This window comes from Bradyrhizobium sp., assembly GCF_035484855.1.
Classification (GTDB): domain Bacteria; phylum Pseudomonadota; class Alphaproteobacteria; order Rhizobiales; family Xanthobacteraceae; genus Bradyrhizobium.
In genome coordinates, this window is sequence record NZ_DATHOP010000096.1 from 1 (window position 1) to 24,064 (window position 24,064).

Consider the following 24,064-nt stretch of genomic DNA (forward strand, 5'->3'; position numbering starts at 1 on the left):
ACTCGCGTCTCCGGCGAGATGTACGAAAACAACCCGCCCTGATCCGTAAAACTGCCCCGCATGCGAGCCCCCGACGATTCATGATATACATTGAATCATCAACCGTAGGCCCTGACGAGGGCTTTTTCAGCAGACTGCTAGCGTGCGACGTGGATCGATGTTTGCTGCGTGCCGGGCGGCAATCAGCTCAATTGCCTGTAGCCCGGATGCAGCCAGCGGGTCGCGCGCACGCGCGGGCCGATGGCGAAATCCGGGGTTTTTCACGGTTGATGTCGCGTTCCCGGATTGCGCCATCGGGCTACGAAGCTGACCGTTGCACACGCGGCTATCGGGCGCATCCTGCGCCCGGCATTCCCTGCGCCCTTTGATTGGGCGAAAAATAACCGAATACCTCGCGCATGCGATGCGGCGAGAATGCGGATGTATGTCTCATCGTCATTGCGAGGAGCCCTCGCGACGAAGCAATCCATCGCGCAGCAAGAAGAAAGATGGATTGCTTCGCTGCGCTCGCAATGACGGTGTTGAGTGAAATTGCGATGAACGCGAACGGACGCTGCGGGGGCGGCCTACCCGCGCGTCGTCAGCGGCTGTTCGATCACGGGTCGTGCTGCGACCGGCGGGTTGGCGGTTTGGGCGGCGAGTTCGCCGATCAGGCGGTCGGCGTCGGCGGCCATGTTGTCCGGCGTCTGCAGCACCAGCCGCTCCAGCGCCCAGCGGTAGGAGGAGACCCGCCGCTCCAGGCATTGCTGCACCCACTGCACGATAAGGCTGTTCTCCTGCATGCGGGCGACCGCATCGCTGCGTTCGCGCGGCGACAATTCCGAGATATGCGCCAGCGCCGCGTTGCGTTTCTTGTCGAGGTCGATCACCTTCACGGCGTCGGCGTAGAACGGCTCGAACCGGGTGATGTCGTCGCGCACGTCCTCTATCAGCTGGGAATAGCGCGACGCATAGGAGCGGTGTGGCTCGTCGATCAAGGTACGTCCATAGGCGCTGCGGTCGAACACGACCTGCTGCCGCCATGGCGAAGCCAGCGACGTGTAGTCGCCGAACACGCTCTTCCAGGCGGGGCGCGAATGCGGCGGCTCGATCAGCGGGTAAGCCAGATCGCGCAGCAGTCGCTCATTGTCGGTGAGCTGGAATTGCGACGCCTGCAGCCCGACGCTCGAGGTCGCCTCGCCGCCGATCCAGCGGTGCATGTCGTCGTTGAGAAAATCCGACCGGGTGCGGCCGAAATCGCCGCCGCTGCAGCCTGCAAGGGCTGCGCCGGCCAGCAGCAGTGCAAGCACCGGCGATGCGGCCGGTGCCCGCCCCGGGGTCCGGTTCGGGAAGGATGTCTCCGGCATGGCTGATAGCCCTGATATCAGCGCCGGCGGCGACGGCCGCCTGGGGCTGTGCCTTCTTCCGGTCCGCTTCCGCCGTCGGTGCCGTCGGCATCGCGTTCGATCCGGACGACGGGAAGGATCAGCAGCGCTCCCATGCCCTCGCGCGGCCCGCCATCCATGGTCGAGCCCACCCGCCGCGACTCCGGAAATTCAATGACGGTGCCCATGTCTCATCTCTCTGGTCGTCGCTCCCGGAAAACGCGTTCCCGGTGACATGCAATCATTAAGATCAGGACGTGGTTAACGGCATCTTAATTTGCAGGCGCGGCGTTCGATTTCACATCCGCGCCGTAAAAATGCATCGCCAAGGCACAGCTGCACCTTGAATGGCTCGATCGTCTTCACAGATCGTTTTCCTTAACGAGCTGTTAAAGCAACCGAACTAGGCTGGCTGCAGGAATTACTCAGTCGCGTACCTGGCATGACAACACCTCCATTTTTCCCCGGCTTCGACGGCCTGATGACGCTGTCCCGCCGCGAGGGCGTCGACATCAAGCCGACGCTGCTGCGCGTGCTGACCGATCTCTATGTTCAGGCCAACGCGCATAGCGCCGACGAAGAGCGGCAGTTCGTCGAGCTGACCTCCCGCCTGATCGACGAGGTCGACGACGCCACCCGCGCCGCGGTGCGGGCACGGCTTGCGATTTATCCCGGCACGCCGGAGGCGGTGCTGCGCAGGCTCGGGCTGACGCCGGCAAGTGCGGATTGGCTGCTGCCGCTGGCTTCCGAGATTCCCACGTCTCCACCGGTGGCGCCGCCGGCCAAGGCACCGACCGAGGCGCAGTTGCGGATGCAAAGCAATCTGTCGATGCAGCCGAAGGACGCCGCCGACATCAACGACATGTTCTCCCGCGCCAGCGCCAGCGAACGCGCCCAGATCCTGCACAATCTGCGGGAAACCCCGTTGCGGGCCGCGGCGCGGATTCCCGAGGCCCGCGCCAGGCGCTCGGTCGAGGCGCTGGAAATGGCAGCGTTTTCGGCCGACATCGAGAACTTCACGCTCGAACTCGGCGAGACCCTGATATTGACCTGGCGGGTGGCGGCAGCCGTCGTCAACGATCCCGGCGGCGAGCCGCTCGCCTGCGCCGCCAGGGCGCTGGACATGCCGGGCGCGGTGTTTCAGCGGGTATTGCTGTTTCTCAAGCCCGACATCGGCACCTCCGTGCACGCCGTCTACCGGCTGTCGAGGCTCTACGACCGGTTGAGCGAACGATCGGCGCTGATCATGCTGGCGGCCTGGCGCGGCTCGACGCTGGCGGTCACCCGCGCCAAATTCCGCCCCTCGCTCTACGACGACGAACGCAACCGCGCCCGCTCCGCGCCCGCGCAAACCCGCAACCCCGCGCAGCAGCCCGGCTCCGGGATTGTCAAACGTACTGGTTCCGAAGGTTAAGCCCGCGCCAGATCCAGGAAATGCCGCCCTGCCCGGTCCTCGGTCTCGACGATCCAGGCATCGGGATCGAAGCGGATTTCCTTGGCGAGACGCTCCTCCACGGAAGCTTCCGGCAGCGGCTCCTTCGATGTCGGCGTGAAGAAGCGCTCGATCGGCCGGCTGTCGTCATAGACCGTCTGCGGCGCCGGGATATAGAGCATGGCATTGCCGTCGAGCAGCGCCACCTTGACGAACACGGCGCCCGCCTCTTCCGCGCCGCGCCGGCGCACGGCGCCGAACACGCCGGCGGTCTGGCAGCGGCGCAAATAGGCCGCCACCCAGATACTTGATTTCAATCGCATGCGCCGGACGATAGGCCAACGCCGGAGTCGAGGCTAGCCTCGGGATTTCCGGAAACCGGTGCTTCGGGAGCCGTCAGCTCCCGGCACCAAGCGGAAACAGAAGGGCAGCGGCATCATCCGCGCCAACGTTTGAAGATCGCATTCGGACGCCTCAACCGCCTTCATTTTTGTGCAAGAGCTGAGCCGCCAAATAATCGGAAAAGGCTCGCACCTTGAGAGACGGGCGACGGCCGCCCGGGTAGACAGCGTGCAGTTCGACCCAATCAAGTTGATAATCGGAAAGCAGCGCGACGACGTTGCCTGCCTCAAGCTCGGCCCGGCACATCCATCGCGAGGCGACGGCTATTCCGAGCCCTGCTTTGGCGCAGGCAATCACACCATCGGCTGAGGTGACCTTGATCGACCCTTCCACGGTTACGGACGCTGTTTTGCCCGATCGCGTGAAACTCCAGCCGGTCCGCCCGGAGAGACCCGGGCCAAGAATGCACTCATGCCCAGCGAGATCGGTCGGCGTTTGCGGAGTTCCCTTGCGTGCAATGTAACCGGGCGAGGCAACGACGAGGCGCGGAGCCTTACCCAGTAACCGCGCGCCGAATCCGGAATCCGGCAGAGAACCTAACCGCAAGGCCATATCGGCGCCTTCAGCGATCAGGTCCTCGGTCCGGTCGGACATCAGCAGCTCGATGCCCAGTTTCGGATGCTGCGCCACGAAACCAGGCAGGCGAGGGATAACTTCGCGAGTTCCGAATGCCCCGGACAACGCCACCCGCAGTGTGCCGCGCAGGCCATCCACGCCGCGCGCTGCATTTTCGGCGTCGTCGAGATCACCGAGGATTTGCCGCGCCCGTTCGAGAAACACCCGGCCAGCGTCGGTCGGGGTGACGTGCCGTGTGGTGCGCAAGAGAAGCTTCACGCCCAGCCGCGCCTCGAGGTCTGCCACCATCCGCGATATCGAAGGCTGCGACACCCCTAGTTCGCGCGCGACGCGAGAGAAGCTGCCGGTCTCACCGGCGCGGACGAAGGCGGTCAATTCCCGGAGCCGGTCACTCATACACATGGCGTATAAGTCAGATGCGCTGCGCTCGTCTACTGCGCGCGCCCGTTCGACATTATCTTTTTGTACAGCCGGACAGCAGGCCGGCTGCCAAAGAGAACGAGACAAGGAGGCGCCAATGACGACGACAGCCCTTATCACCGGAGCGACGAGCGGTATCGGCCGCGCGGCAGCGGATAAACTGGCGCAGTCGGGCGTTCATGTCATGGTCGTAGGCCGCAATGTGGAACGCGGTGAAAGGACGATTGCCGAAATACGTGCGGCGGGCGGCAAAGCCGATTTCATCTCGTCCGACCTTCGCGATGCCGCGAGCGCCCGAGCGGTCGCGAAAAAGGCCGTTGAGTTGGGAAGCGGTCATGTCGACATTTTGATCAACAACGCCGGCATTTTTCCGTTCGGCCCGACGCACGAGATGAGCGAGCAGTCGTTCGACGACGTCTATGCCCTCAATGTGAAGGCTCCCTATTTCCTCGTCGCCGAGCTTGCTCCGTTGATGGCGCAGCGAGGCAAAGGCACAATCGTCAACCTTTCAACGATGGTGGCCGATTACGGCGCAGCGGGCTTGAGCCTTTATGGATCGAGCAAAGCCGCCATCAATCTACTGACCAAAGCGTGGGCAGCCGAATATGGGCCCAAGGGCGTCCGCGTCAATGCAGTCAGTCCCGGACCGACACGTACCGAAGGCACGGCGGTAATGGGCGACGCCCTGCAACAACTCGCGGCGCAAGCGCCGGCCGGGCGCCCGGCCGCGCCCGAGGAGATTGCCGAGGCGATCGTGTTCCTGGCGAGCGACCGCGCCAGCTTCATCCATGGTGCGATTCTGCCGGTCGATGGCGGCAGAACCGCCGTATAGATTTCGTCGTCCTCTCACGCGGGCGGGACGTCAGCTTCGTGAATGACCCCGAGCGACCATGCAGCCTGCGCGCGGCGCGCCGCGTCTTACCGCCACCAGCCCTGTTGGACGGGGGGACGATAGTACTGGCCGCCCTGCCGACGCGTAGTGGCGGGTTGCGGGTCCGGATTGGGCCGGAAAAAGAAGAAGCCGCCGCCGTCGCCCCAGGAGTTGCCGCTCGCGACGTTGACATCGACCGCAGGCGTAGGCCGGCGCGTGATAAAACCGCCCTGGGGCTGGTTGTTCAGCACCACGACGAACTCGGTGCGATAGTTGGTCTCGCTGCTCAGCGGCTCATCCGAAATGATGATCGAGGATCGCGGCAACGCGGTCGGCGCGATGCGATCGAGCACATCCTGCGGGATGGTGACGCGGTCGAGCGCGTCCCTGGCGTCGTCGCCGTTGTCGATCGTCACCACGCTCCAGCGCAGGCCCGTGTCGTTCTTCGCCATCGCCGTGAAAATATGCGTACCGATCGGCTTGTCGGGATTGCGGATCGTGACCGGAACCTCGATGGTCGTATCGAACACCTCACCACCTCCATCCGGCGCCGGCTTATGCGTGTTGCGCCGTACGTAAAGCTTCTGCGTCGCGCGACTGATATAGACAGAGACCGGCTCGAGCGCGAGCTTCGCGTCTTTCGCCGCCTTGGCGGTATCGGACTTTTTGGTCGCGGCCGTCTTGGCGGCGTCCTTGGCTGCGGCGGCGGCGTCGAGCTTCGATTTCGCATCGGTTCTGGCGGCCTCGAGCTGGGTCGCCAGTTCGGCGGCCTTCGGGGCGGCCTTTTGCTTCATGTCCTCGGCCCGCACCGTGGCCTGTTCCGTCCTTGCGGCGGCGAGCGCCTTGTTGGCGAATGCGAGCTCGGCGTCGGCGCGGCTCTTGAGTCCTTCCAGCTTGCGCAGCGAGGCGTTAAGCGATGCCGTGTCGCGCACTGCCGTGGCTGCGGCCTTCTTCGTCTCGTCGGCCGCCGTGGCGGCCTGCTCGGCCTCGCGGGAGAGCGTTTCGGCACGCGCGGGAGCAGCCGCGATGGCGTCCGCCTTCGGCACGAACAGCGCCGGATGCGAAAACTCCACCGGCTCGGCATCGATCGGCGAGATGATCACCCGCATCCCGATCTCGGTCTTGTCGAACAGCTTCTCCGCAAAGCCGTAGGGCATCCGCACGCAGCCATGCGAGGCCGCAAAGCCGGGCAGCGGCCCGCCGTGCAGCGCGATGCCGTTCCAGGTGATGCGCTGCATGTTCGGCATCCAGGCATCGTCATACATGGTCGAGTGGTGGTCCTTGTCCTTTTCGATGACGGCGAAGACGCCAGCCGGCGTCTCGCGTCCCGTGGTGCCGGTCGACACCGGCGCACGCAGGATCCAGCCGTCGGCGTCGTAGAAAGTCACCCGCTGGCTCTTGATCGACACGATCGCCATGATCGGCTCGCCGGCCGCGCGCGGCGCCTCCGCCTCGGTGGGAGCTGCCGGGCGCGCCGCAGCGCCGGCGGTCGACGCCGTCACCGCGGCCACCGCCGCCACCGCCGCCAGCGTCACAATGGCCGGAAACATCCAACGCCGCATCGCCACGGCGGGTTGCGCCATCGTGAATCGATTTACCATTTCCTGCCCCGGTTGAAATGCCTGTCCGCGCTTGCGTCGATCACGTATCACCGTCCCCAGCAATCAACGCTGTCAATTCACCCCTACGGACTATCGGCGCGTCCCAGTGGCAGTCCTCTAATATACGACAGCCAGCGCAGGAGGAAGGGTGGCGGCCGAAATTGGTATCTTTGAGACGTGTCGACGGGCGCCGGAGGCAACAAGGGTAATGACCAAAGGCGCCATGCGGGAAATTGTTCCCAACGGCTCGGTCCCCCTGCTAGTGTTTGCGCTTCCGCAAGTCCACGCGAGGGGGCGACATGCGTTCATCTGCAGCATCCATAGCGTTGATCCTGGCGATGTTTTGCTGCGCTCCAGCAATAGGACAGACGCAGCAGCAAATCGATTGGTGCAGCGGCAAGGGCGGTGCGAGCCCGGACCTGATCATCGGCGGCTGCACCGCGATCATTCAGTCGGGCAAATTTGACCAGGCAAGGCTCGCGATCGCCTTTTTCCTGCGAGGCAAGGCATACGGCGCCAAAAGCGATTCCGAGCACGCTCTCGCCGACCTGAACCAGGCCATTCAGCTCAATCCGAAATATGCGGGCGCCTACGCCGAGCGCGCCGCTCGATACATGCAGTCGAAGGATTATCAGGCCGCACTTCGCGACCTGGCCATGGCGATCAAGCTGGAACCCAACCAGGCCACCCCATGGGCCTACCAGGGCGATGCACTTTATGCGACAGGGCAGGAACAGCAGGCGATCGCGAGCTTCGAACAGGCGATTAAGCTCGATCCCAACTGGATGTGGCCGGCGAACGACCGGGGCGAACTCTATGCGGATCGCGGCCAATACCAGGAGGCATTGCACGACTTCGATCACGTGGTTGCCGTGTCGGCGACCTATGCCATGGGTTGGAACAACCGCTGTCGCGTCAATGCGATCCTCGGCCGGATCGATCAAGCGCTGAAGGACTGTGACGAAGCGCTCAAGATCAATCCGAACTTTACCAACTCCATGAAAAAGAGCGGACGGGTCAGCGCACGTCAGCATCGCGCTTTCGCTCTCCTAAAGGCCGGCCGTTACGATGAGGCAGTCCAGGACTACGCGCAGGCGCTGGAGATTCTTTCGAATGCCGAATCGCTTTACGGCCGCGGCGTGGCAAAATTGAAAAAAGGCGACAAGACGGGTGCCGAAGCCGACATGGCCGCCGCCAAGTCCCTCGATCCGAAAATCAGCGAAAAGTTCGAGCGCTTCGGGGTAACCCTTCAATAATCGTCGCGGCGGTTGTCGTCGGTAGCATCCTATGACACCATCTGGGTAGATGCCTATGCCCCGCCGGAAATATGCTTGGGAAAAGCTATCGGATGAGCAGTTGCTCCGGCGACGCCTGAGTAGTCTGAGGGTTGCGATCGAAGGCACTTGGCTCGAGGATTGTATCAGCACTCTTTACGAAGAGCTCGAAGAGCGCGGCATCCGGCTGCGGCCACATACATGGATATCGAGCGAATGGTTCAGTCCGGCAGATGTGCCCGGCATTGCCATCCCGTTCTATCTCACCCATCCCCGCCTGATGAAGCTCGAGAAGAAAATGATGCTCGACGTCGAGGGCGGCACCTGGTCCGAATGCATGGCCATCCTCCGCCATGAGGCAGGCCATGCCATCCAGCACGGCTATCAGCTGCAGCGCCGCCGGCGTTGGCAGCAGCTGTTCGGTCGGTCCTCAAGACACTACCCGCGCTACTACCGGCCCAATCCGGCCAGCCGGCAATATGTCCAGCATCTTCGGCTCTGGTACGCGCAGAGCCATCCGGACGAGGATTTCGCTGAAACCTTCGCGGTGTGGCTGCGGCCGCGTTCGAACTGGCGGACGCGCTATGCCGGCTGGCCGGCGCTGAAGAAGCTCGAATATGTCGACGAACTGATGGAGGAAATCGCCGGGAAGCGACCGCTCCTCACGACGCGGGAGCGTGTCGATCCGCTGCATGAACTCAGGCAGACACTCGGCGACTACTATAAAAAAAAGCAGGCGTTCTACGCCTTCAAGGCACCGAAGACTTACGACCGCGACCTCTCCCGGCTCTTTTCCGCCGATCCACGGCACCGCCGGGGGCAGCCGGCTTCTGCATTCATCAGGCGGCACCGCGCCCACATCAGGCAGCTGGTTGCGCGGTGGACGGGCGAGAACCAACTTACGCTTGACGCTGTACTTGACGACATGATCTCCCGCTGCCGCGAGCTCAATCTGCGCGCTGTCGGCTCCGATCGGAAGCTTGTGGCTGACTTCACCGTCCTGTTGACCGCCAAGACCATGCACGCGCTGTTCGGTCCTTCGCGGCGAAAATGGATCGCGCTATGAGACGCCTGCGCATTCTGGTGCTCATGCACCCGGACTTCGTACCCCCGGACTCCAGCGACGGATACACGGCGCGGCAAATCAACGAATGGAAAACGGAATACGACGTCGTGAGCACCTTGCGTGCGGCCGGCCACGATGTTCGCCCGCTCGGTGCACAGGAGGAAATCAAGCCGGTGCGCGAGGAGATCGAAAGTTTCAAGCCGCACGTGGTATTCACGTTGCTGGAGCAGTTTCACAACGAGCCGACCTATGACCAGCACGTCGCAAGCTATCTCGAACTGATGCAGATCCCGTATACCGGGTGCAACCCGCGCGGTCTGATCTTGGCGCGCGGCAAGGATCTGTCCAAGACATTGGTGCACCATCGCCGGGTCGCGGTGCCGGCGTTCGCCGTATTCCCGATGCGCCGAAAGGTCAAACGGCTGGCGCGTCTTGCGCTGCCGTTGATCGTCAAGAGCCTGAACGAGGATGGATCCCGGGGTATCTCACAGGCATCCGTCGTCGATACGGACGAGAAGCTCGCAGAGCGCGTCGCCTTCATCCACCAGCGGATCGGAACCGCCGCGATCGCCGAGCAATATATCGAGGGACGCGAGCTTTATGTCGGCGTGCTCGGCAACAATCGGTTGCGAGTGTTGCCGGTTTGGGAATTGAACTTCGGCACCATGGGCGGCCAGGCCATAGCCACCGAGAAGGTCAAACACGATCCCAGTTATCAGGAGCGCGTGGGAATTGTAGATGGGCCGGCCAAGAACCTTGCGCCGGAGCTACGCGCCCGCATTCAGCGAACAGCGAAACGCATCTACCGAACATTGGGGCTCGATGGATACGCGCGCATCGACTTTCGGCTCTCTGCCGACGGCACCCTGTATTTCATTGAAGCGAATCCCAATCCCGAAATCGCGAAGAGCCAGGAGTTCGCTACAGCGGCCCGGCATGACGGACTTGATTACCCGGGCCTCTTGCATCGCATTCTGGCGCTCGGAATAAGCCGGGCAAACGCCGGCGCATCCGTAGGCTGAGCGGGTATGCGGAAGAGAGATTCCCATGCCCGATTCGTCTTTGTCCGGCTGTTTTGGTCTGCTCGAAGACTCGCAGCCCTGAGGATGCTTTTGTTTCTGACCCGACAGCCCAAATTGCGCCCATAGGAGGCCTTTTTTCCTTTCGCCTGTCGGCACCAACGGGACGAACTGGGTCGGTCAGATGATGTCCGTTGTTCGAGGCAGACCGCAAATGGCCCAAAAGCTCCAATTCTGGGGCGTTTGACCCAGATCGGACATGGCGTCGGTGCAGGCCAGCACCCGGCCTTCCCCGCACCCTCTGCACTCCCGGCGGAGCGCGATTTCTGTGTCGGTCATGGCGCGGACCTGTCCTGCGGCCCGCATGTGCTGTGATTCCTTGCCTTCAAATCATGGAGACCTGTACTCTGCAGAGGGAGACTGACGGATGACCGCCCGCCTTGAACAGACAGGATTGATGTCGGTTGCCGATCGGGTGATCGGGGTCGCGACCGGCCGCAGGCGGGAAGCCGCGGCAAGCGGCTCCGCGACGCCGCCTGCCGCAGCGCAAGTCACTTTTGCCGTCGCGAGCGGTCAGCGCGAGCTCCGACTCGATCTGTTCCGCGGCCTCGCCTTGTGGCTGATCTATATCGATCACGTCTCGCCGGATGTCCTGACCTGGGGCACGATCCGGAACTACGGATTCAGCGACGCCGCGGAAATCTTCATTTTCATCTCCGGCTTCACGGCCGCACTGGTCTATGGCAGGGCGATGTTCGAGTCCGGAATGCTGATTGGAACGGCGCGCCTGCTGCGACGGGTCTGGCAAATCTACACCGCGCATCTGCTGCTGTTTCTGGTGCTGATCGCCGAGATCGCCTACGTCACGGCGGTTTCGGAAAAGCCCTTCTACATCCACGAAATGGAGGTCGGGGATTTCTTCAAGGAGCCCGGACAAGCGATGATTCAGGCGCTGTTGTTGCGCTTCCGGCCGCTGAACATGGATGTGCTGCCGCTCTACGTCGTGCTGATGGCGTTTCTTCCGCTCGTGCTCATGCTGGCGCGATCGCAACGGGATCTGCCGTTGATCCTGTCGGTCGTGCTCTACATCCTGATGATCCGGTTCGATCTGCATTTGGCTACCTATGGGGGCGGCTTCTGGTCGTTCAATCCGTTTGCGTGGCAGCTTCTTTTCGTGTTCGGCGCCTGGTGCGCGCTGGGCGGCGGACGGCGGATATCGCCCATCATCAACTCGAAGGTGACATTCTGGGTGGCCGTCCTCTATCTCTGCGCAGCCTTCTTCATCACCATGACATGGTATTTTCCCTATCTGGAGACCCTGCTTCCGGCCTGGCTGATCCGTGCGATCTACCCGATCAGCAAGACTGATTTCGACGTCTTGCGGTTTGCCCATTTCCTGGCGCTCGCCGTCGTCGCCCTGCGCTTCGTGCCTGGCGACTGGCCGGGACTGCAATCGCCCTGGTTCCGGCCGCTCATCCTGTGCGGACAGTATTCGCTACAGATCTTTGCGCTCGGGGTCGCCCTGGGGTTTGCGGGCTATGCGCTGCTGATGGAGCTTTCCGCAGGCTTGCTGCTGCATGTCATCGTCGGCATGGCAGGCATCTTGATCATGTGCGGCGTCGCCACGATCTTTACCTGGTACAAGCGGACCATGAGCGGGCGCGGACGCGCCAAGGATGCTGTTGCGACCGGGCTGACGACGCAAAGTCCATGACGGCGCCGACATGAATCTCGAACTTCGGCCATCGCCGGTTGAGGCAACGCCCATTGTGCAACCAGGCACAATCGGGGCAGGGCCAGACTGGCGAACGGGAAAGGCCACTCGTCCGCTCGCGTCCTCCGGGTTTTATGATCTTGCGACCGGCGGCATCCTTCTGGCGCTCGCCGTCGCCGTGTTGTTCACGTTCAAGGACTACGCGATCTCCAACGATGAAGCCGTGCAGCATCGCTACGGCGAATTGATCATTGCGTACTACCGCAGCGGATTTGCGGATCGCGATCTCTTCACCTTCCAGAACCTCTATCTCTACGGCGGCCTGTTCGACATCATCGCGGTTGCCCTGGCTCACATCACGTCCCTCGATCCCTACGATTTGCGTCACATCCTCTGTGCGATGACGGGGATCGGCGGAATCGCCGCCAGTGCCGCGACCGCGCGATTGATCGCGGGACCGCGCGCAGGCCTGATCGCGGCGGTGGCGCTGGCGCTGTGCGGCGCATGGTATGGCGCGATGTTCAATCACACCAAGGACATTCCGTTCGCCGCCGCGATGATGGTGGCAACGCTGTTTCTGGTCCGCTGCGCCCGCGCGTTGCCCTCGCCGAGAGGTCTCGACGTTGCAGCCTTCGGTCTTCTCGCCGGCGCAGCACTCGGCGTGCGCAGCCTTGGCCTGCTGCTGATCGTCTATCTTGCTCTCGCCATCTTGCTTTATCTTCCCTGGGGCGATCGGGGGCGGCGGGCCCGCGCGCATTTTGCGGCGCGCTCCGCGTTGAGGATGTTTCCGGCCCTGGCACTGGCCTACATCATCATGATCCTGGCCTGGCCATGGGCCGCGCTGTCGCCGCTCAATCCGATCCGCGGACTGTTTGCCTTCTCCGAATTTCATTATTCCATACGCACCCTCTTTGCGGGGCAGATTTACCAGATGGGCAACGTGCCTCGCATCTATGTCCCGGGCTATGTCCTGATCCGTGTGCCGCTGATCACGCTTGCTGGCGCGTCGCTGGCGCTCATCTCGTTTTTCCTGCGGCCCTTCGAGCGCGGCGGGACGCAGCGGTGGCGCGATATCGCGATTGTATCGCTTGCCGTGATCGTGCCAATCGGCTGCCAGGCGGCCTTTGATGGACCGGCCTTCACTGGAATGCGGCATTTCCTGTTCGTGCTTCCCCCGATCGCGACGCTGGCCGGCGTCGGCTTCAGTCGGCTCCTCGACGGACTCGAATCGCAAGGGCGCCGGGTCGCATCTGCCGCGGCCGTCGCATTGATCTCGGGATGCTTCCTGTGGGAGGGCGCGCTCCTCGTCCGGCTGCACCCCTACGAGAGCCTGTCCTACAATGCCCTGGTCGGAGGCCTTCAAGGCGCATTCCGCCGCTACGACATGGATTACTGGTTCAACAGCATGCCCGAGGCGATCCATCAGCTGGAGGCGTATCTGCGCACCCAGAAACCGCTGGACCCGACCCAGCCCCTGAAGATCTATTCGGTCGCTGTTTGCGGGGAACGTCTGACCTTTGATCGGACGGTCACCCTGCCACAATTGAAATGGGATTTCAGACCGGCATGGAAGGACTCCGAGTTCTTCATCGCGACGACGCACATGAATTGCGACCGCGATCTCGATGGCGAGATCGTCGGCACCGTGGAAAGATTTGGCGTTCCCATCGCCTATGTGAAGGACAGGCGGGCCATCGTGGGGCGAGCCGCCCCAAGCCTCGCATCTGCGCCACCGTGAGAGTGCCGCTCGCGCGTATCACGGCTGCAATCAATCACGGCTTGGCGAACACCACGGGGATGAGACGAATGAGCGAATTGCTTCCAGGTTTCAGGCAGGACCGCATCAAGACGAGCGGCGCGGAGATTGCGCTGAGCCATGGCGGAAAAGGCCCGCCGCTGCTTCTGATGCACGGCAATCCCTTCACGCATGTTTGCTGGCACAAGGTCGCGCCGCGGCTGGCGGAAGAATATACCGTCGTTCTTCCCGACCTGCGTGGCTACGGGGACAGTTCCAAGCCTGAAGGCGGTCCCGATCATTCGGCCTACTCATTCCGCGCCATGGCACTGGATCAAATCGAGGTCATGCGTCACCTCGGCTTTGAAAAATTCCATGCCGGCGGACACGATCGCGGCGCGCGGGTGCTGCACCGCCTGTGCCTCGATCATCCGGATGCCGTCGCCAAGGCGGCGTTCGTGGACATGCTTCCGCAGCATCATTTGCTCAACAACGTCACCAGGAGCTGGGGCATGTTCTCCTGGCACTGGTTCTTCATGGTGCAGCCCAATCCCACGCCCGAGACCATGATCAGCGCCGATCCAGAGTTCTTTTTGCGCCGCAAGCTTTCCAAGACCGCGCAAGGAACCAGCTTCTTCGATCCCCGCGCGCTCGCCGAATATCTCAGGTGCATCAGGAATCCGGAGACCGTCTACGGCATGTGCGAAGATTACCGGGCCACCTTCGGCGTCGACCTGGAGATGGACGGCGCGGACTTCAAGGCCGGACGAAAGGTCACCTGTCCGGCGATGATCCTGTGGGGCGCAAACGGCGGCGTCGGACGCAACCACGACGCCGCTGCGATCTGGTCGCAATACGCGACACAGATCGAGCGCACGGCGACGGTGCCGTCCGGACACTACCTGCAGGAAGAATGTCCCGACGAAACCTATCGCGAATTGCGGGATTTTTTCACGTCGGCATGACCCCCGAGAGAATTCCACAATGTCTGACGGAAATGGCGTTTCCGGAGCGAATCGGCCCCAGCGGACATTGACGCCGGTGTTCCAGCTTGTATCAATTGATCCTCGTCAATCGGCTTGGGGCTTGTTTTTGGCTGACGAGATCATCGACAGTAAAACTTGAATGCATCGATCATCTGGCGTCGCCGGATTTCCGCGAGTATTTCCCGGCGTAGCCCGGACTATGAACAAGATGGATGGGGCATAATGGCCAATCAGGACAAATTAGCTGTCTCGGCTGCCGTCGAACGTGACCTCCGGCTTGATCTGTTCCGCGGCATCGGGCTGTGGATGATCTTCCTCGATCACATTCCGGACGACTTCGTTTCCTGGCTGACGCTGCGCAATTACGGCTTCAGCGATGCCGCCGAGTTCTTCGTGTTCATTTCCGGTTACCTCGCCGGCTACATCTACGGTCCGATCATCCGCGCCGGAAACTTCCTCGCCGCGCTGAAGCGGCTGTGGACCCGGGTCTGGCAGATGTACGTCGCCCACATCATGCTGTTCCTGCTGTTCACCGCGCAGATCGCGCGCACGGTCAGGAAATTCGACAACCCGATGTATGAGGATGAATTCAACGTCCACAATTTCCTGCAGCACCCGGACGTCCTGATCGGGCAGGCGCTGACCTTGCGTTACAAGCCGGTCGATCTCGACGTGCTGCCGCTCTACATATCGCTGGTAGCCGCTTGCCCGCTGATCCTATGGTGCCTGCTGCGCCGCCCGAACTGGACCCTGGTTGCCTCCGTGCTGCTGTACATCGGCGCACGCATCTTCGACTGGAATCTCGCCTCCTATCCGCCGGGGACGCACTGGTACTTCAATCCGTTTGCCTGGCAAATGATGTTCGTGTTCGCGGCGTGGTGTGGTGTCGGCGGCATCAACCAGTTGCAGGCCATCATCCAGTCGCGCCTGGCGCTGATCGTGGCCGTGGCGTGGTTGGCCTTCGCGTTCCTGATCGTGATGACCTGGCACGTCCCAGTCCTGGATGCCATGGTGCCGAAATGGATGATCAAGGCGATCTATCCGATCGACAAGACCGACCTCGATATGCTGCGTTTCACGCACTTCCTGGCGCTGGCGCTGGTGGTCTCGCGGTATTTTCCGCGCAAGGCCGAGATACTCTCCTCCAAATGGCTGCGCCCGATGGTGCTGTGCGGTCAGCATTCGCTGCCGCTATTTTGCTTCGGCGTATTCCTGTCCTTTGGCGCGCATTGGATCCTGGTGCAGCACGCCGCGGGCGGTGCGCGCGCGCTCTGGATGCAACTGCTCGTCAGTGTCGGCGGCATCGCGATCATGATTGGGCTTGCATGGATTCTGGATCGTGCCGAGAGGGTCCCGACCCTGTTCGTCGATACGGGCGAGTTCGACACAGCGACGGCTGCGAACCCGCGAAAGATTGATCCGGCGCCGGCATTCCAGGAAGCTCCGGCAGAAGCCGGGGTGACCGCATCTTAAGGCGCAGCGCGCCGGTCGGCTCGGGGTCGCGCAGTAGTCAGCAAGGCTACCGCGCGTCGCACCCTCACAATTTGTGCCCCTTCTGGCGCAGCGCCTCGGTGAGACGCGCGCGCAGATCGTCGGCCGCCTTGCGGCTCGCATTCTGGGTCACCTGATTGGTCTGCTGCGTGACGGCTGCCGCTGTTTCGAGATACTTTTGCCCGACCGGCCGCTGAAGGAACGCCTCCATTTCCCGCATCTCGTCGACCGTATAATTTTTGGCATAGACGGTGGCGACGTCATTGAGCATCGCCGCATAGTATGGCGCAAACGCAGCCTCGACCATGGGCTGCATGCTATCGTAATCGCTTTCGATCTCGGGCCGGTCTTGGGTAAGCGTGCGCCTGAGGCCGAGCAGGATGGCCGGCAGCAGCGCCTTGTAGTGCTCGGGCAGCTTCATGGTAGCCACCAGGCTGCGCGCCGCGGTCATGGCCTCGGGCGACGGGGCTTGAGCCGATGCCGTGCAAATTGAAAACAATATGATGCTGGCGATGATCGAAAGTCGTCTGAACATGGGTTTCTCCGGTGAGAGACCATGGGATGATACTCGAAAATCGCCTTTCCCAAAGGACTCTTCCGGATCGCACCGCAATGCGAAAGGCGGCCACGACGTCCGGGAGCATGATCGGGAAAAGTGGACGCCGGTTTTCCGAAAGGTGTTGCTCAATCAAAAAGCTAGTCGATCGGATGGCCGGTCGCCGCGGTGAGCTCGCGCACCAGACGATCGGAGATTTGTCCCGTCACCGGCAGCTTGCGCTCGCGCTCGAATTTCGCAATCGCCGCCTGGGTGTCGGGACCGAGGGTGCCGGTCGGCTTCAACTGGCCATAGCCATATTCGGTGAGTGCGCGCTGCACCGCCGCCACGCGGCGCACGGCCGGACTGACTGACGCCTCGGCGCGGGGGGCAAGCGGGATCGACGCCGGCGGCCGCAACGCGTTGGAGGGCGCCACCGGCGCAGCCGCGGTCGCCTTGACGAGACTGGTCAGCGGATCGGCTGGTTTCGGATCGGCAGGTTTTGGCTCCAGCTTGGGTTCAATGACGGGCCTGGGGTCCAGGACAGACCTGGTTTCTGCAACAGCCGTGTCGGCTTCGGCCGGACGCGGGCGCGGCAGGGGACTGGCTGACGGCAATTCCGCTACCGGCAGCGCGACAACCGAGCCGAACATCGGCGCCGGATGGTGCCCGGTCTGCAGGAACAACGCGTTGGCGATGATGGCGCTGACGGCGGCAAACGCCAGCACGCCGGCAAACAGATCCTTGGGGCTGTGAAGCAGAATGCGCAGCATCAGGCCGCGCTCGGTCTCCGCTTCGATCGCGGCCGCGCGCGCGCCGCGGCGGCGCGGCATATCGTCATCTCGTATGACTTTTCTAGGCACTTTTCTTCACCTGTGAGGCTTGGTTCTGGGCTTGGTCCTGAGCTTCGTCTTGAGGTGCGGGCCGCGACGCCGGCGCCAGCGTTGCGATATTGCTCGATGGCTGCTTTGCCGGCGGCGTGAAGGCCAGCGGCAACGCCACCGTCACGGTGGTACCCTCGTCGATCTTGCTTTGCACGGTCAACTCGCCGCCATGCAGGCCGACCAGGCTTTTGACGATCGACAGGCCGAGTCCGGTGCCTTCATGCCGGCGCTGATAGGTCTTGCCGGCCTGGAAGAAGGGATCGCCGATCCGCTTGAGATCGTCGGCGGCGATGCCGACGCCGGTATCGGTGACGCGAAGCACCAGCCGCGCTCCCTCGACGGCTGCAGATACCGTCACCTGCCCGCCGCGTTCGGTGAACTTGATCGCATTGGACACCAGGTTCAGCGCGACCTGCTTGAACGCACGGGGATCGCCGGTCATGTCGGGCAGATCCTCAGGCGTCCGGGTGACCAGATCGATGCCGCTTTCGCGCGCCTTCAGCGCCAGCAGGCAGCAGCAATTGATCAGGGCGGCCCGCGGCGCGAACGGCTCCGGCGAGATCTCGAAATTGCCGGATTCCATCTTGGACATGTCGAGGATGCCATTGACCACCGATAATAGATGCTGGCCGGAATCGTTGATCAGCTGGGCATATTCTCTGCGGCGCGCCGCATCCAGCATCAGTGCATCTTCCTGCACGATCATCTCGGAAAAGCCGATGATGGCGTTGAGCGGCGTGCGCAATTCGTGGCTCATGGTCGCGAGGAAACGGGTTTTCGCGGCATCGGCCTGCTCGGCGGCGGTGCGCGCCAGATCAAGCGCCTGCTCCTGGAGCTTGCGGTCGGTGACGTCGCGCATCACGGCAACCACCTCGGCCTCCGACCCGGTGGCCGGCTGCGAGGCCGGTTCGAGCGGCCGGCACCGCATCTCGACCCAGATGAAATCCACCTGATGCTGGCCGCGCTCGCCGCGCGAGGGCTCGCGCCGCAAGCGGAATTCGACGCTGCGCGCCTCGCCGCCGCGCCCTGCGTCCGAAAGCGCGGTGAGATAGGCCGGCCGATCGGCGACGTGGACGCGCTCGAACAGGCCGTGGCCCAATAGCCGCGCCACCTGCGTTCCCAGCATCGCCTCCACCGCCGGCGAGATGAACTGCACCGCGCCGTTGCGGCGATGGCGCGAGATCACGTCGCTCATGTTGCGCGCCAGCAGGCGGTAGCGGTCCTCCTCGACATTGAGAAGAGCGACGCTGGTACGCGCCAGCGACTCCGCGGCAAAGGCAAGACCCCCGGCATAGAGCGTCGCCGACGCCACGGCGAACGCCATGAAGACGCCGCGCAACGGCGGATTCGGATCAACCGGCGGCAACAGGCCAAAATGCCCCGATACGATCAGCAGCGCGGCGCAGGACAACGCCAAGGCGGATGCGAACGCGACCACGCGGCGCGATGCCGAAAGCGCGGCCTCCAGCGGAACCACCACCAGCCAGACCGCGGCACAGGATTCGATGCCGCCGGTGACGACGGAAAGCGTCATGACGAGCCCCGCCAGCGCAAGCGACGACAGCACGTGCGCTCCTTCGTAACGGCCGGTGCGCGACAGGAACCAGGACAACAGAATGGGAGCGATCAGCCAGGCGAAGGCCGCGACCTCGAGCGCGGTCGGTGCGCCGCGCATCGCAAGATACGCCGGAAATGCCGCAAACGCCGCCAGGCTTCCGAGCAGCCGCGGCGCCATGAAAGCGCGATGCCGGGCGCGCGTCAGCGCGTCGTAGCGTGCCGACGGATGCAGCAGCGCATCGAGACAGTCGCGGATGATGTTCAAAACAGTCACGGTACTCGCGCTTCGGCTACGTCGTTGGACAAACGCGCCGGAACGCCCCCTTTATCGTTGCGCCAACGTGTCAGAGCGAAATTAAGCGAACGCTAAGGCGTATCCGTCGGTCGCCGAAGACCGTATGTTCGCGGGGGTTTCGCGCTGCATGCGGCCGCTCATTCGATGCAGATGGTGAATGCCGGGTTTCCGGCACGCAGCCGGTATGGTTTCGAAATGGTGGATGGCCGTTTTGGCCCGTCATTTTGCGAAAAAGCCGCCATCAATCGAAAATTTACACCGAATCCAATCAGTCGGATTTATCGCAAATTTTCGATCATTTAACCTCAATGCAAACACTTGCGATTTATCGACGGCTGTTAGTCAGGACGATGGCGATATCGCCGCGACGGAACGACAAGAGACGACCGGGACCGCGAGATGTTTTTTCTGCTTCGCATGGCATTCTGGCTCGGGCTGGTGCTCGTGCTGTTGCCCAGGGAGAAGACGCCTGAATCGGAAAAGCAGCCGCAGCTGAACGCGTCGGAGGCGGTGTCGGCCGCGACCGCGGCGGTCTCCGACATGAGCCAGTTCTGCAAGCGCCAGCCGGCGGCATGCGACGTCGGCGGCCAGGCCGCGACCGTGATCGGGCACCGCGCCCAGGAAGGCGCGCGAAAGCTCTACCAGATCATCACCGACAAGACCGACAAGCGTTCCGACCATGCCGACAAGCGCGCGCCCGAGCATACCGGCTCGATCGGCGGCATGGAGCAGGCCGATGCTTCGTCACCGGACGTCGCGCCGCGCGACACGCTGACGCCGGATGATCTGATGGTCGAGTGGCGTCCCGCGCCCTAGCGCAAAACCCGGCCGGAACTGTCTCAATTTCATCCGGCATATCGCTTTCGACCTCGCGCCATCCTATATATGGCTCCTCGGATTGAGCGCGGGACACGATGACGATCGACGAAATCAGGGATAATTTTGCGCTGCTGGAGGATTGGGACGACCGCTACCGGTACGTCATCGAACTCGGCCGCACGCTTGCTCCGATGCCGGAAGCCGAGCATTCGCAGGCCAACAAGGTGCAAGGTTGCGCGAGCCAGGTCTGGCTCTCCAGGAAGATCGACCGCGGCCATGCCGGCGAGCCCACGCTCAACTATCTCGGCGACAGCGACGCCCATATCGTGCGCGGCCTGATCGCGATCCTGCTGACGCTGTATTCCGGCCACACGCCGCAGCAGATCCTGGCCACCGATGCGATTTCGGTGTTCGACGAGTTCGGATTTCGCGAGCACCTGACGCCGCAGCGCTCCAACGGCCTGCGCTCGATGGTCGAACGGATTCGCGCCGACGCGCGCGAGGCGCTCGCCGCCGCCAACTGAGAGCCGGCTCTATTTTTGATTGAGCATGATCTCCGCGCAAACGCGTTCCGCGTTTGTCGCGAGGGAAAACCAGTGTCCGCTTTTCCGGATCATGCGCTATTTCCGCCGGCGCCGTTGCTGGCCGAGCCCCATTTTCTTCGCCAGCGCCGAACGCGCCACGGCGTAGTTGGGCGCCACCATCGGATAGTCGGCCGGCAGACCCCATTTGTCGCGGTATTGTTCCGGCGTCATGTTGTATTGGGTGCGCAGGTGGCGCTTCAGCGATTTGAAGCGCTTGCCGTCCTCCAGGCATACCAGATAGTCCGGCGTCATCGATTTCTTCACCGACACTGCCGGCTTGGCGGGTTCGGCGGTGGTCTCCACCCGGCCGGTCGAAACCCGCAGCAGGGCGCCGTGAATCTGGCTGATCAGGTTCGGGATTTCGGAAGCCGGCGTCGGATTGTTGCTGAGATAGGCCGACACGATATTGGCGGTCAGGTCGATGAAACTCTTGCCGGCGCTGTCGGTCATGGCTCGAATCCTCTAGAGATCATCGCACAGTATCCCGCCTCGCCAATACGCTTGCGGCGACTTGCACTACTTGCCGAATATGACCGGATTACTCGCGAAGTGGCAAGAACGAGGCCGCTTTATTTTCCGCTGCCCTCGCCACCTGAAGTACAGCGCGTTCAGGGACGGTGATCGAGGTGCGCGCGCAGTTCGTCGATGGAGGCAAACCGCATCATGCCTTCCGGCATCTGGGCCTCGATCGAGCCGTCGGAGTACAGCGAATAAGCCATGCCATCGACGACGCCTGATTTGAGCACGGTGACCTGCGGCTGAACGTCGCTGCGCGCCGTCGGCGGTTGGCGCTCTGCCACGGGAGCTGCAGCTCCCGGTTCGGTAAATGTCGATGGCGCGCGGCCAATACGGCGTGGCGGCGGGATCTCGGCGCTCCTGGCGCGCTCCGATTTCGGCCAGGCGTCCTCGAAGGTCGCGGGCGGCGGCGGCGCCTCGGCCGGTCCGGCGGGAGGCGGAGCGGCGACGGCGGGCTGCTCGGTCGCCCTCGCCTCGAGGCGCTCGCGCTCCTTGCGCGACGAGGAGGAAAACAACAGATTGCGCCGCGGCTTTGCCGCCGGCTCGACCGGCTCCGGTGCGGGCGGCGCCTCGCCGCGGCCGCGCGAGACTGTCTCGTCCTGCCATGGCGCTGAAACGGCGTGGCCGGCCTGGTCGGCCGAAGGCTGGTCTCGGCTGAACAGGAAACCGCCGTCTTCCGGCGCCTGATCGCCGAGCGCCGCACCGAGATTGGGCGGCGCTGCCGCCGCGGCGGCGCGCGATTCCGCCGGCTGAAGGCCGAGTTGCCCGGCGATTTTCTTCAGCTCCCGGACGACGATCCAAAGGGCGAACATGATGGCCCCGGTGCTAGCAAAAATTGCACCGATCAGGAGCAGCGTATTGCCGAAACTGAATTCCTTGACCGGCAGGCCAAACAGAACCGCCAGCGCACCCGCCAGCACAAAGACGATCCCGCCGACCAACAACACAACCACCATCGAACCTACCCCCCGGCCGCGCGAAATGGGCGCGGGCCGCCTATGCCACGATACCGTCATATTGTCCGCATCGCCAACGGGCAATTGCGGAGCCGGTTCCCGAAAAGGACTACAATCGGGAACCGATCGAGCCCGCGCATGAGCCGATGAAGGATTTTATCGTAAACCTTTGCTGCGCCGCAGCAGCGGAAATTACGTCACAATTGCCAATTACTGGGGGGCAGGAACTGCGCTATACGGATGCCGGGGAACGAGGCTCAAAAGCGCCGCATTTGGGCCAAGGGGACACCGGGTTACCGACAGCATGTCATCCATTACGACTTCCGCCATCGACACGCCGTCGCGGCGCTCGCTGGAGCGGACTTGTGACGACCTCGCCATCCTGGTGCTGGCCGCGGTTGCCTTGATCGCGGGCCTGACGTTCCGCGATTACGGACTTGGCTGGGACGACTACACCCACGCCGAATATGCCGACCTCCTGCTGCGCATGTACGGCTCCGGTTTCAGGGACACCGGCGCGCTGTCGTTCGCCAATCTCTACATGTATGGCGGCGGCTTCGACATGGCGGCCGCGCTGTTGCACAAGGTCATCCCGCTCGAATTGTTCGAGACCCGCCGGCTGCTCGGCGCCATCGTCGGCGTGATCGGCCTTGCGATGACGTGGCGGCTCGGCCGTCGCGTCGGCGGTCCGCTTGCCGGCCTCGCCGCGCTGCTGCTGCTCGTGCTGTGCCCGACCTATTACGGGCACATGTTCATGAATCCGAAGGATGCTCCGTTCGCGGTAGCGATGGTGGTGCTGATGCTCGGCCTGGTCCGGCTCGCCGAGGAATATCCACAGCCCTCGCCGCGGACCATCCTGATCGTCGGCCTCGGCGCCGGCCTCTCGATCGGTTCGCGGATTCTCGGCGGTCTCGCGCTGGTCTATGCGCTGATCGGCTTCGTGCCGCTGTTCGTGGAGGAATTCCGCAGCCTCGGCGCGCGTGAAGCGATAAGGCGCTTCCTGCATGTGCTCTACGTGCTGACGCCCGGCCTGATCTTCGGCTACCTGGTGATGGGGCTGATCTGGCCGTGGTCGATCATGGAGCCGGACAATCCGTTCCAAGCGCTGACCTATTTCTCGCACTTCTTCGAGAAGCCGTGGAAGGAAATGTTCGACGGCGCGCTGGTGTCGGTGCCCGACATGCCCTGGTCGTACCTGCCGACGCTGTTCGCGCTGCAGCTTCCCGAAGTGCTGCTCGGGCTTTCGATTGCCGGCATCGCCGGCGCGTTGGTGGTGCTGCCGCGCGGCGACGTGTCGGCCCGGCGCAAGACCATCCTGTTGATGCTGATGCTCGCCGCCGCGCTGCCGCTCCTGATCGCGATGGTGAAGCGCCCGGCGCTCTACAACGGCATCCGGCATTTCATCTTCGTGATCCCGCCGATGACCGTGCTGGCCGGCACGGCATTCGCGTGGGGATTGAACCGGCTCGGCGAGCATCGCCGCAGCTGGCAACCCGCGGTAATTGCGATTTTCGTGTTCGGCCTTTTGTTGCCGCTCGGCGAAATGATCCGCCTGCATCCCTATCAATACACCCACTTCAACCACATCGCCGGCACGGTGCGCGAAGCCGACGACCGCTTCATGCTGGATTACTGGGGCCTGGCGTTCAAGCAGGCTTCCGACGGCCTGCGCCAGGAACTCGACGAACGGCAGGAAGTGGCGCCCCACGGGCGCAAATGGAAGGTCGCGGTATGCGGCCCGCAGCGCCCGGCGCAGGTGGCGCTCGGTCCCGACTTCACGATCGGCTGGGACAGCCACGCCGCCGACTTTGCGATGACGCTGGGCGAGTTCTATTGCAAGGGCCTCACCGCCCCCGTGCTGGTGGAAATCAAGCGCGACGACGTGGTGTTCGCCCGCGTCTACGATATCCGCGGCCGCAGCATTTCCAGCCTGCTGGCGATCCCGGCGCCGTAGGCGCGAGGCATGC

22 protein-coding genes are annotated in these 24,064 nt (G+C 63.2%); 12 read left to right on the top strand and 10 right to left on the bottom strand.

From position 1 onward, the window contains the following. Positions 1 to 566: 566 nt before the first annotated feature. Positions 567 to 1,346, bottom strand: coding sequence for a hypothetical protein (locus VK804_RS11235; RefSeq protein WP_325370880.1), 780 nt, complete (start codon positions 1,344 to 1,346; stop codon positions 567 to 569). Positions 1,347 to 1,363: 17 nt separating this feature from the next. Next, positions 1,364 to 1,552 (bottom strand): hypothetical protein, encoded by a 189-nt coding sequence (locus tag VK804_RS11240; RefSeq protein WP_325370881.1) that lies wholly within the window; start codon positions 1,550 to 1,552, stop codon positions 1,364 to 1,366. 254 nt (positions 1,553 to 1,806) lie between these two features. Here VK804_RS11240 and VK804_RS11245 point away from each other — a divergent pair, with 254 nt between their 5' ends. Then, positions 1,807 to 2,778 carry a DUF2336 domain-containing protein gene (locus VK804_RS11245; protein WP_325370882.1) on the top strand — a complete coding sequence of 324 codons (972 nt, stop codon included), beginning with the start codon at positions 1,807 to 1,809 and terminating at the stop codon, positions 2,776 to 2,778. On the opposite strand, the gene VK804_RS11250 is transcribed toward VK804_RS11245, so the two are convergent. After that, complete coding sequence (locus VK804_RS11250) at positions 2,775 to 3,119, bottom strand: DUF1491 family protein (RefSeq protein ID WP_325370883.1); 345 nt, start codon at positions 3,117 to 3,119, stop codon at positions 2,775 to 2,777. The two genes, VK804_RS11245 and VK804_RS11250, sit on opposite strands and share 4 nt — an antisense overlap. 151 nt (positions 3,120 to 3,270) lie before the next feature. Next, a complete protein-coding gene (locus VK804_RS11255) occupies positions 3,271 to 4,149 on the bottom strand; it encodes a LysR family transcriptional regulator (protein ID WP_325370884.1) in 879 nt (292 codons plus the stop codon). 142 nt (positions 4,150 to 4,291) lie between these two features. On the opposite strand from VK804_RS11255, the gene VK804_RS11260 reads away from it, so the two are divergent. After that, positions 4,292 to 5,026 carry an SDR family oxidoreductase gene (locus VK804_RS11260; RefSeq protein WP_325370885.1) on the top strand — a complete coding sequence of 245 codons (735 nt, stop codon included), beginning with the start codon at positions 4,292 to 4,294 and terminating at the stop codon, positions 5,024 to 5,026. An 86-nt stretch (positions 5,027 to 5,112) separates the two neighbouring features. Here VK804_RS11260 and VK804_RS11265 read toward each other — a convergent pair whose 3' ends face one another. Beyond that, complete coding sequence (locus tag VK804_RS11265) at positions 5,113 to 6,666, bottom strand: L,D-transpeptidase (RefSeq protein ID WP_325370886.1); 1,554 nt, start codon at positions 6,664 to 6,666, stop codon at positions 5,113 to 5,115. 299 nt (positions 6,667 to 6,965) lie between these two features. On the opposite strand from VK804_RS11265, the gene VK804_RS11270 reads away from it, so the two are divergent. The 7 genes from VK804_RS11270 to VK804_RS11300 all read left to right on the top strand — a co-directional run bounded on the left by VK804_RS11270 (position 6,966) and on the right by VK804_RS11300 (position 15,933). Further along, positions 6,966 to 7,922, top strand: a complete 957-nt coding sequence (locus VK804_RS11270) for a tetratricopeptide repeat protein (protein WP_325370887.1) — start codon at positions 6,966 to 6,968, stop codon at positions 7,920 to 7,922. A 55-nt stretch (positions 7,923 to 7,977) separates the two neighbouring features. Further along, on the top strand, positions 7,978 to 9,006 hold the full coding sequence (locus tag VK804_RS11275) for a putative zinc-binding metallopeptidase (protein ID WP_325370888.1): 1,029 nt from the start codon (positions 7,978 to 7,980) through the stop codon (positions 9,004 to 9,006). Then, positions 9,003 to 10,028 (top strand): D-alanine--D-alanine ligase family protein, encoded by a 1,026-nt coding sequence (locus VK804_RS11280; RefSeq protein WP_325370889.1) that lies wholly within the window; start codon positions 9,003 to 9,005, stop codon positions 10,026 to 10,028. The genes VK804_RS11275 and VK804_RS11280 overlap by 4 nt, the downstream gene beginning before the upstream one ends. Before the next feature lie 454 nt (positions 10,029 to 10,482). Continuing rightward, positions 10,483 to 11,739, top strand: coding sequence for an OpgC domain-containing protein (locus VK804_RS11285; protein ID WP_414642757.1), 1,257 nt, complete (start codon positions 10,483 to 10,485; stop codon positions 11,737 to 11,739). 55 nt (positions 11,740 to 11,794) lie between these two features. After that, positions 11,795 to 13,477, top strand: a complete 1,683-nt coding sequence (locus VK804_RS11290; protein ID WP_325370891.1) for a glycosyltransferase family 39 protein — start codon at positions 11,795 to 11,797, stop codon at positions 13,475 to 13,477. 68 nt (positions 13,478 to 13,545) lie between these two features. Continuing rightward, the gene (locus tag VK804_RS11295; RefSeq protein WP_325370892.1) at positions 13,546 to 14,439 is read left to right on the top strand and encodes an alpha/beta hydrolase; all 894 of its coding nucleotides are present in this window, start codon (positions 13,546 to 13,548) and stop codon (positions 14,437 to 14,439) included. 243 nt (positions 14,440 to 14,682) lie between these two features. Next, a complete protein-coding gene (locus VK804_RS11300) occupies positions 14,683 to 15,933 on the top strand; it encodes an OpgC domain-containing protein (RefSeq protein ID WP_325370893.1) in 1,251 nt (416 codons plus the stop codon). A gap of 64 nt (positions 15,934 to 15,997) precedes the next feature. On the opposite strand, the gene VK804_RS11305 is transcribed toward VK804_RS11300, so the two are convergent. The 3 genes from VK804_RS11305 to VK804_RS11315 all read right to left on the bottom strand — a co-directional run bounded on the left by VK804_RS11305 (position 15,998) and on the right by VK804_RS11315 (position 19,201). Further along, positions 15,998 to 16,486, bottom strand: coding sequence for a DUF2059 domain-containing protein (locus VK804_RS11305; RefSeq protein WP_325370894.1), 489 nt, complete (start codon positions 16,484 to 16,486; stop codon positions 15,998 to 16,000). Positions 16,487 to 16,647: 161 nt separating this feature from the next. Continuing rightward, complete coding sequence (locus VK804_RS11310; RefSeq protein ID WP_325370895.1) at positions 16,648 to 17,349, bottom strand: peptidoglycan-binding domain-containing protein; 702 nt, start codon at positions 17,347 to 17,349, stop codon at positions 16,648 to 16,650. Then, positions 17,342 to 19,201: a PAS domain-containing sensor histidine kinase gene (locus VK804_RS11315; RefSeq protein WP_325370896.1), complete on the bottom strand. Its 1,860-nt coding sequence runs from the start codon at positions 19,199 to 19,201 to the stop codon at positions 17,342 to 17,344. Before VK804_RS11315 ends, VK804_RS11310 begins: the two co-directional genes overlap by 8 nt. A gap of 420 nt (positions 19,202 to 19,621) precedes the next feature. On the opposite strand from VK804_RS11315, the gene VK804_RS11320 reads away from it, so the two are divergent. Further along, positions 19,622 to 20,038 (top strand): DUF5330 domain-containing protein, encoded by a 417-nt coding sequence (locus VK804_RS11320; RefSeq protein WP_325370897.1) that lies wholly within the window; start codon positions 19,622 to 19,624, stop codon positions 20,036 to 20,038. 98 nt (positions 20,039 to 20,136) lie between these two features. After that, on the top strand, positions 20,137 to 20,565 hold the full coding sequence (locus VK804_RS11325) for a SufE family protein (protein WP_325370898.1): 429 nt from the start codon (positions 20,137 to 20,139) through the stop codon (positions 20,563 to 20,565). A gap of 96 nt (positions 20,566 to 20,661) precedes the next feature. Here VK804_RS11325 and VK804_RS11330 read toward each other — a convergent pair whose 3' ends face one another. Both VK804_RS11330 and VK804_RS11335 read right to left on the bottom strand, forming a co-directional pair. Beyond that, positions 20,662 to 21,075: a MucR family transcriptional regulator gene (locus tag VK804_RS11330; RefSeq protein WP_325370899.1), complete on the bottom strand. Its 414-nt coding sequence runs from the start codon at positions 21,073 to 21,075 to the stop codon at positions 20,662 to 20,664. A 158-nt stretch (positions 21,076 to 21,233) separates the two neighbouring features. Continuing rightward, positions 21,234 to 22,097, bottom strand: coding sequence for a DUF308 domain-containing protein (locus tag VK804_RS11335; protein WP_325370900.1), 864 nt, complete (start codon positions 22,095 to 22,097; stop codon positions 21,234 to 21,236). A gap of 304 nt (positions 22,098 to 22,401) precedes the next feature. Here VK804_RS11335 and VK804_RS11340 point away from each other — a divergent pair, with 304 nt between their 5' ends. Beyond that, on the top strand, positions 22,402 to 24,051 hold the full coding sequence (locus VK804_RS11340; RefSeq protein WP_325370901.1) for a glycosyltransferase family 39 protein: 1,650 nt from the start codon (positions 22,402 to 22,404) through the stop codon (positions 24,049 to 24,051). The last annotated feature ends 13 nt before the right edge of the window (positions 24,052 to 24,064 follow it).

Bases quoted from the DNA above. Each gene is read 5' to 3' on its own strand.
- VK804_RS11330 (WP_325370899.1), bottom strand. From the start codon at position 21,075: ATGACCGACAGCGCCGGCAAGAGTTTCATCGACCTGACCGCCAATATC.
- VK804_RS11295 (WP_325370892.1), top strand. From the start codon at position 13,546: ATGAGCGAATTGCTTCCAGGTTTCAGGCAGGACCGCATCAAGACGAGC.
- VK804_RS11335 (WP_325370900.1), bottom strand. From the start codon at position 22,097: ATGGTGGTTGTGTTGTTGGTCGGCGGGATCGTCTTTGTGCTGGCGGGT.
- VK804_RS11320 (WP_325370897.1), top strand. From the start codon at position 19,622: ATGTTTTTTCTGCTTCGCATGGCATTCTGGCTCGGGCTGGTGCTCGTG.
- VK804_RS11285 (WP_414642757.1), top strand. From the start codon at position 10,483: ATGTCGGTTGCCGATCGGGTGATCGGGGTCGCGACCGGCCGCAGGCGG.
- VK804_RS11260 (WP_325370885.1), top strand. From the start codon at position 4,292: ATGACGACGACAGCCCTTATCACCGGAGCGACGAGCGGTATCGGCCGC.
- VK804_RS11235 (WP_325370880.1), bottom strand. From the start codon at position 1,346: ATGCCGGAGACATCCTTCCCGAACCGGACCCCGGGGCGGGCACCGGCC.
- VK804_RS11245 (WP_325370882.1), top strand. From the start codon at position 1,807: ATGACAACACCTCCATTTTTCCCCGGCTTCGACGGCCTGATGACGCTG.
- VK804_RS11300 (WP_325370893.1), top strand. From the start codon at position 14,683: ATGGCCAATCAGGACAAATTAGCTGTCTCGGCTGCCGTCGAACGTGAC.
- VK804_RS11280 (WP_325370889.1), top strand. From the start codon at position 9,003: ATGAGACGCCTGCGCATTCTGGTGCTCATGCACCCGGACTTCGTACCC.
- VK804_RS11340 (WP_325370901.1), top strand. From the start codon at position 22,402: ATGTCATCCATTACGACTTCCGCCATCGACACGCCGTCGCGGCGCTCG.
- VK804_RS11305 (WP_325370894.1), bottom strand. From the start codon at position 16,486: ATGTTCAGACGACTTTCGATCATCGCCAGCATCATATTGTTTTCAATT.
- VK804_RS11270 (WP_325370887.1), top strand. From the start codon at position 6,966: ATGCGTTCATCTGCAGCATCCATAGCGTTGATCCTGGCGATGTTTTGC.
- VK804_RS11240 (WP_325370881.1), bottom strand. From the start codon at position 1,552: ATGGGCACCGTCATTGAATTTCCGGAGTCGCGGCGGGTGGGCTCGACC.
- VK804_RS11275 (WP_325370888.1), top strand. From the start codon at position 7,978: ATGCCCCGCCGGAAATATGCTTGGGAAAAGCTATCGGATGAGCAGTTG.
- VK804_RS11325 (WP_325370898.1), top strand. From the start codon at position 20,137: ATGACGATCGACGAAATCAGGGATAATTTTGCGCTGCTGGAGGATTGG.
- VK804_RS11265 (WP_325370886.1), bottom strand. From the start codon at position 6,666: ATGGTAAATCGATTCACGATGGCGCAACCCGCCGTGGCGATGCGGCGT.
- VK804_RS11250 (WP_325370883.1), bottom strand. From the start codon at position 3,119: ATGCGATTGAAATCAAGTATCTGGGTGGCGGCCTATTTGCGCCGCTGC.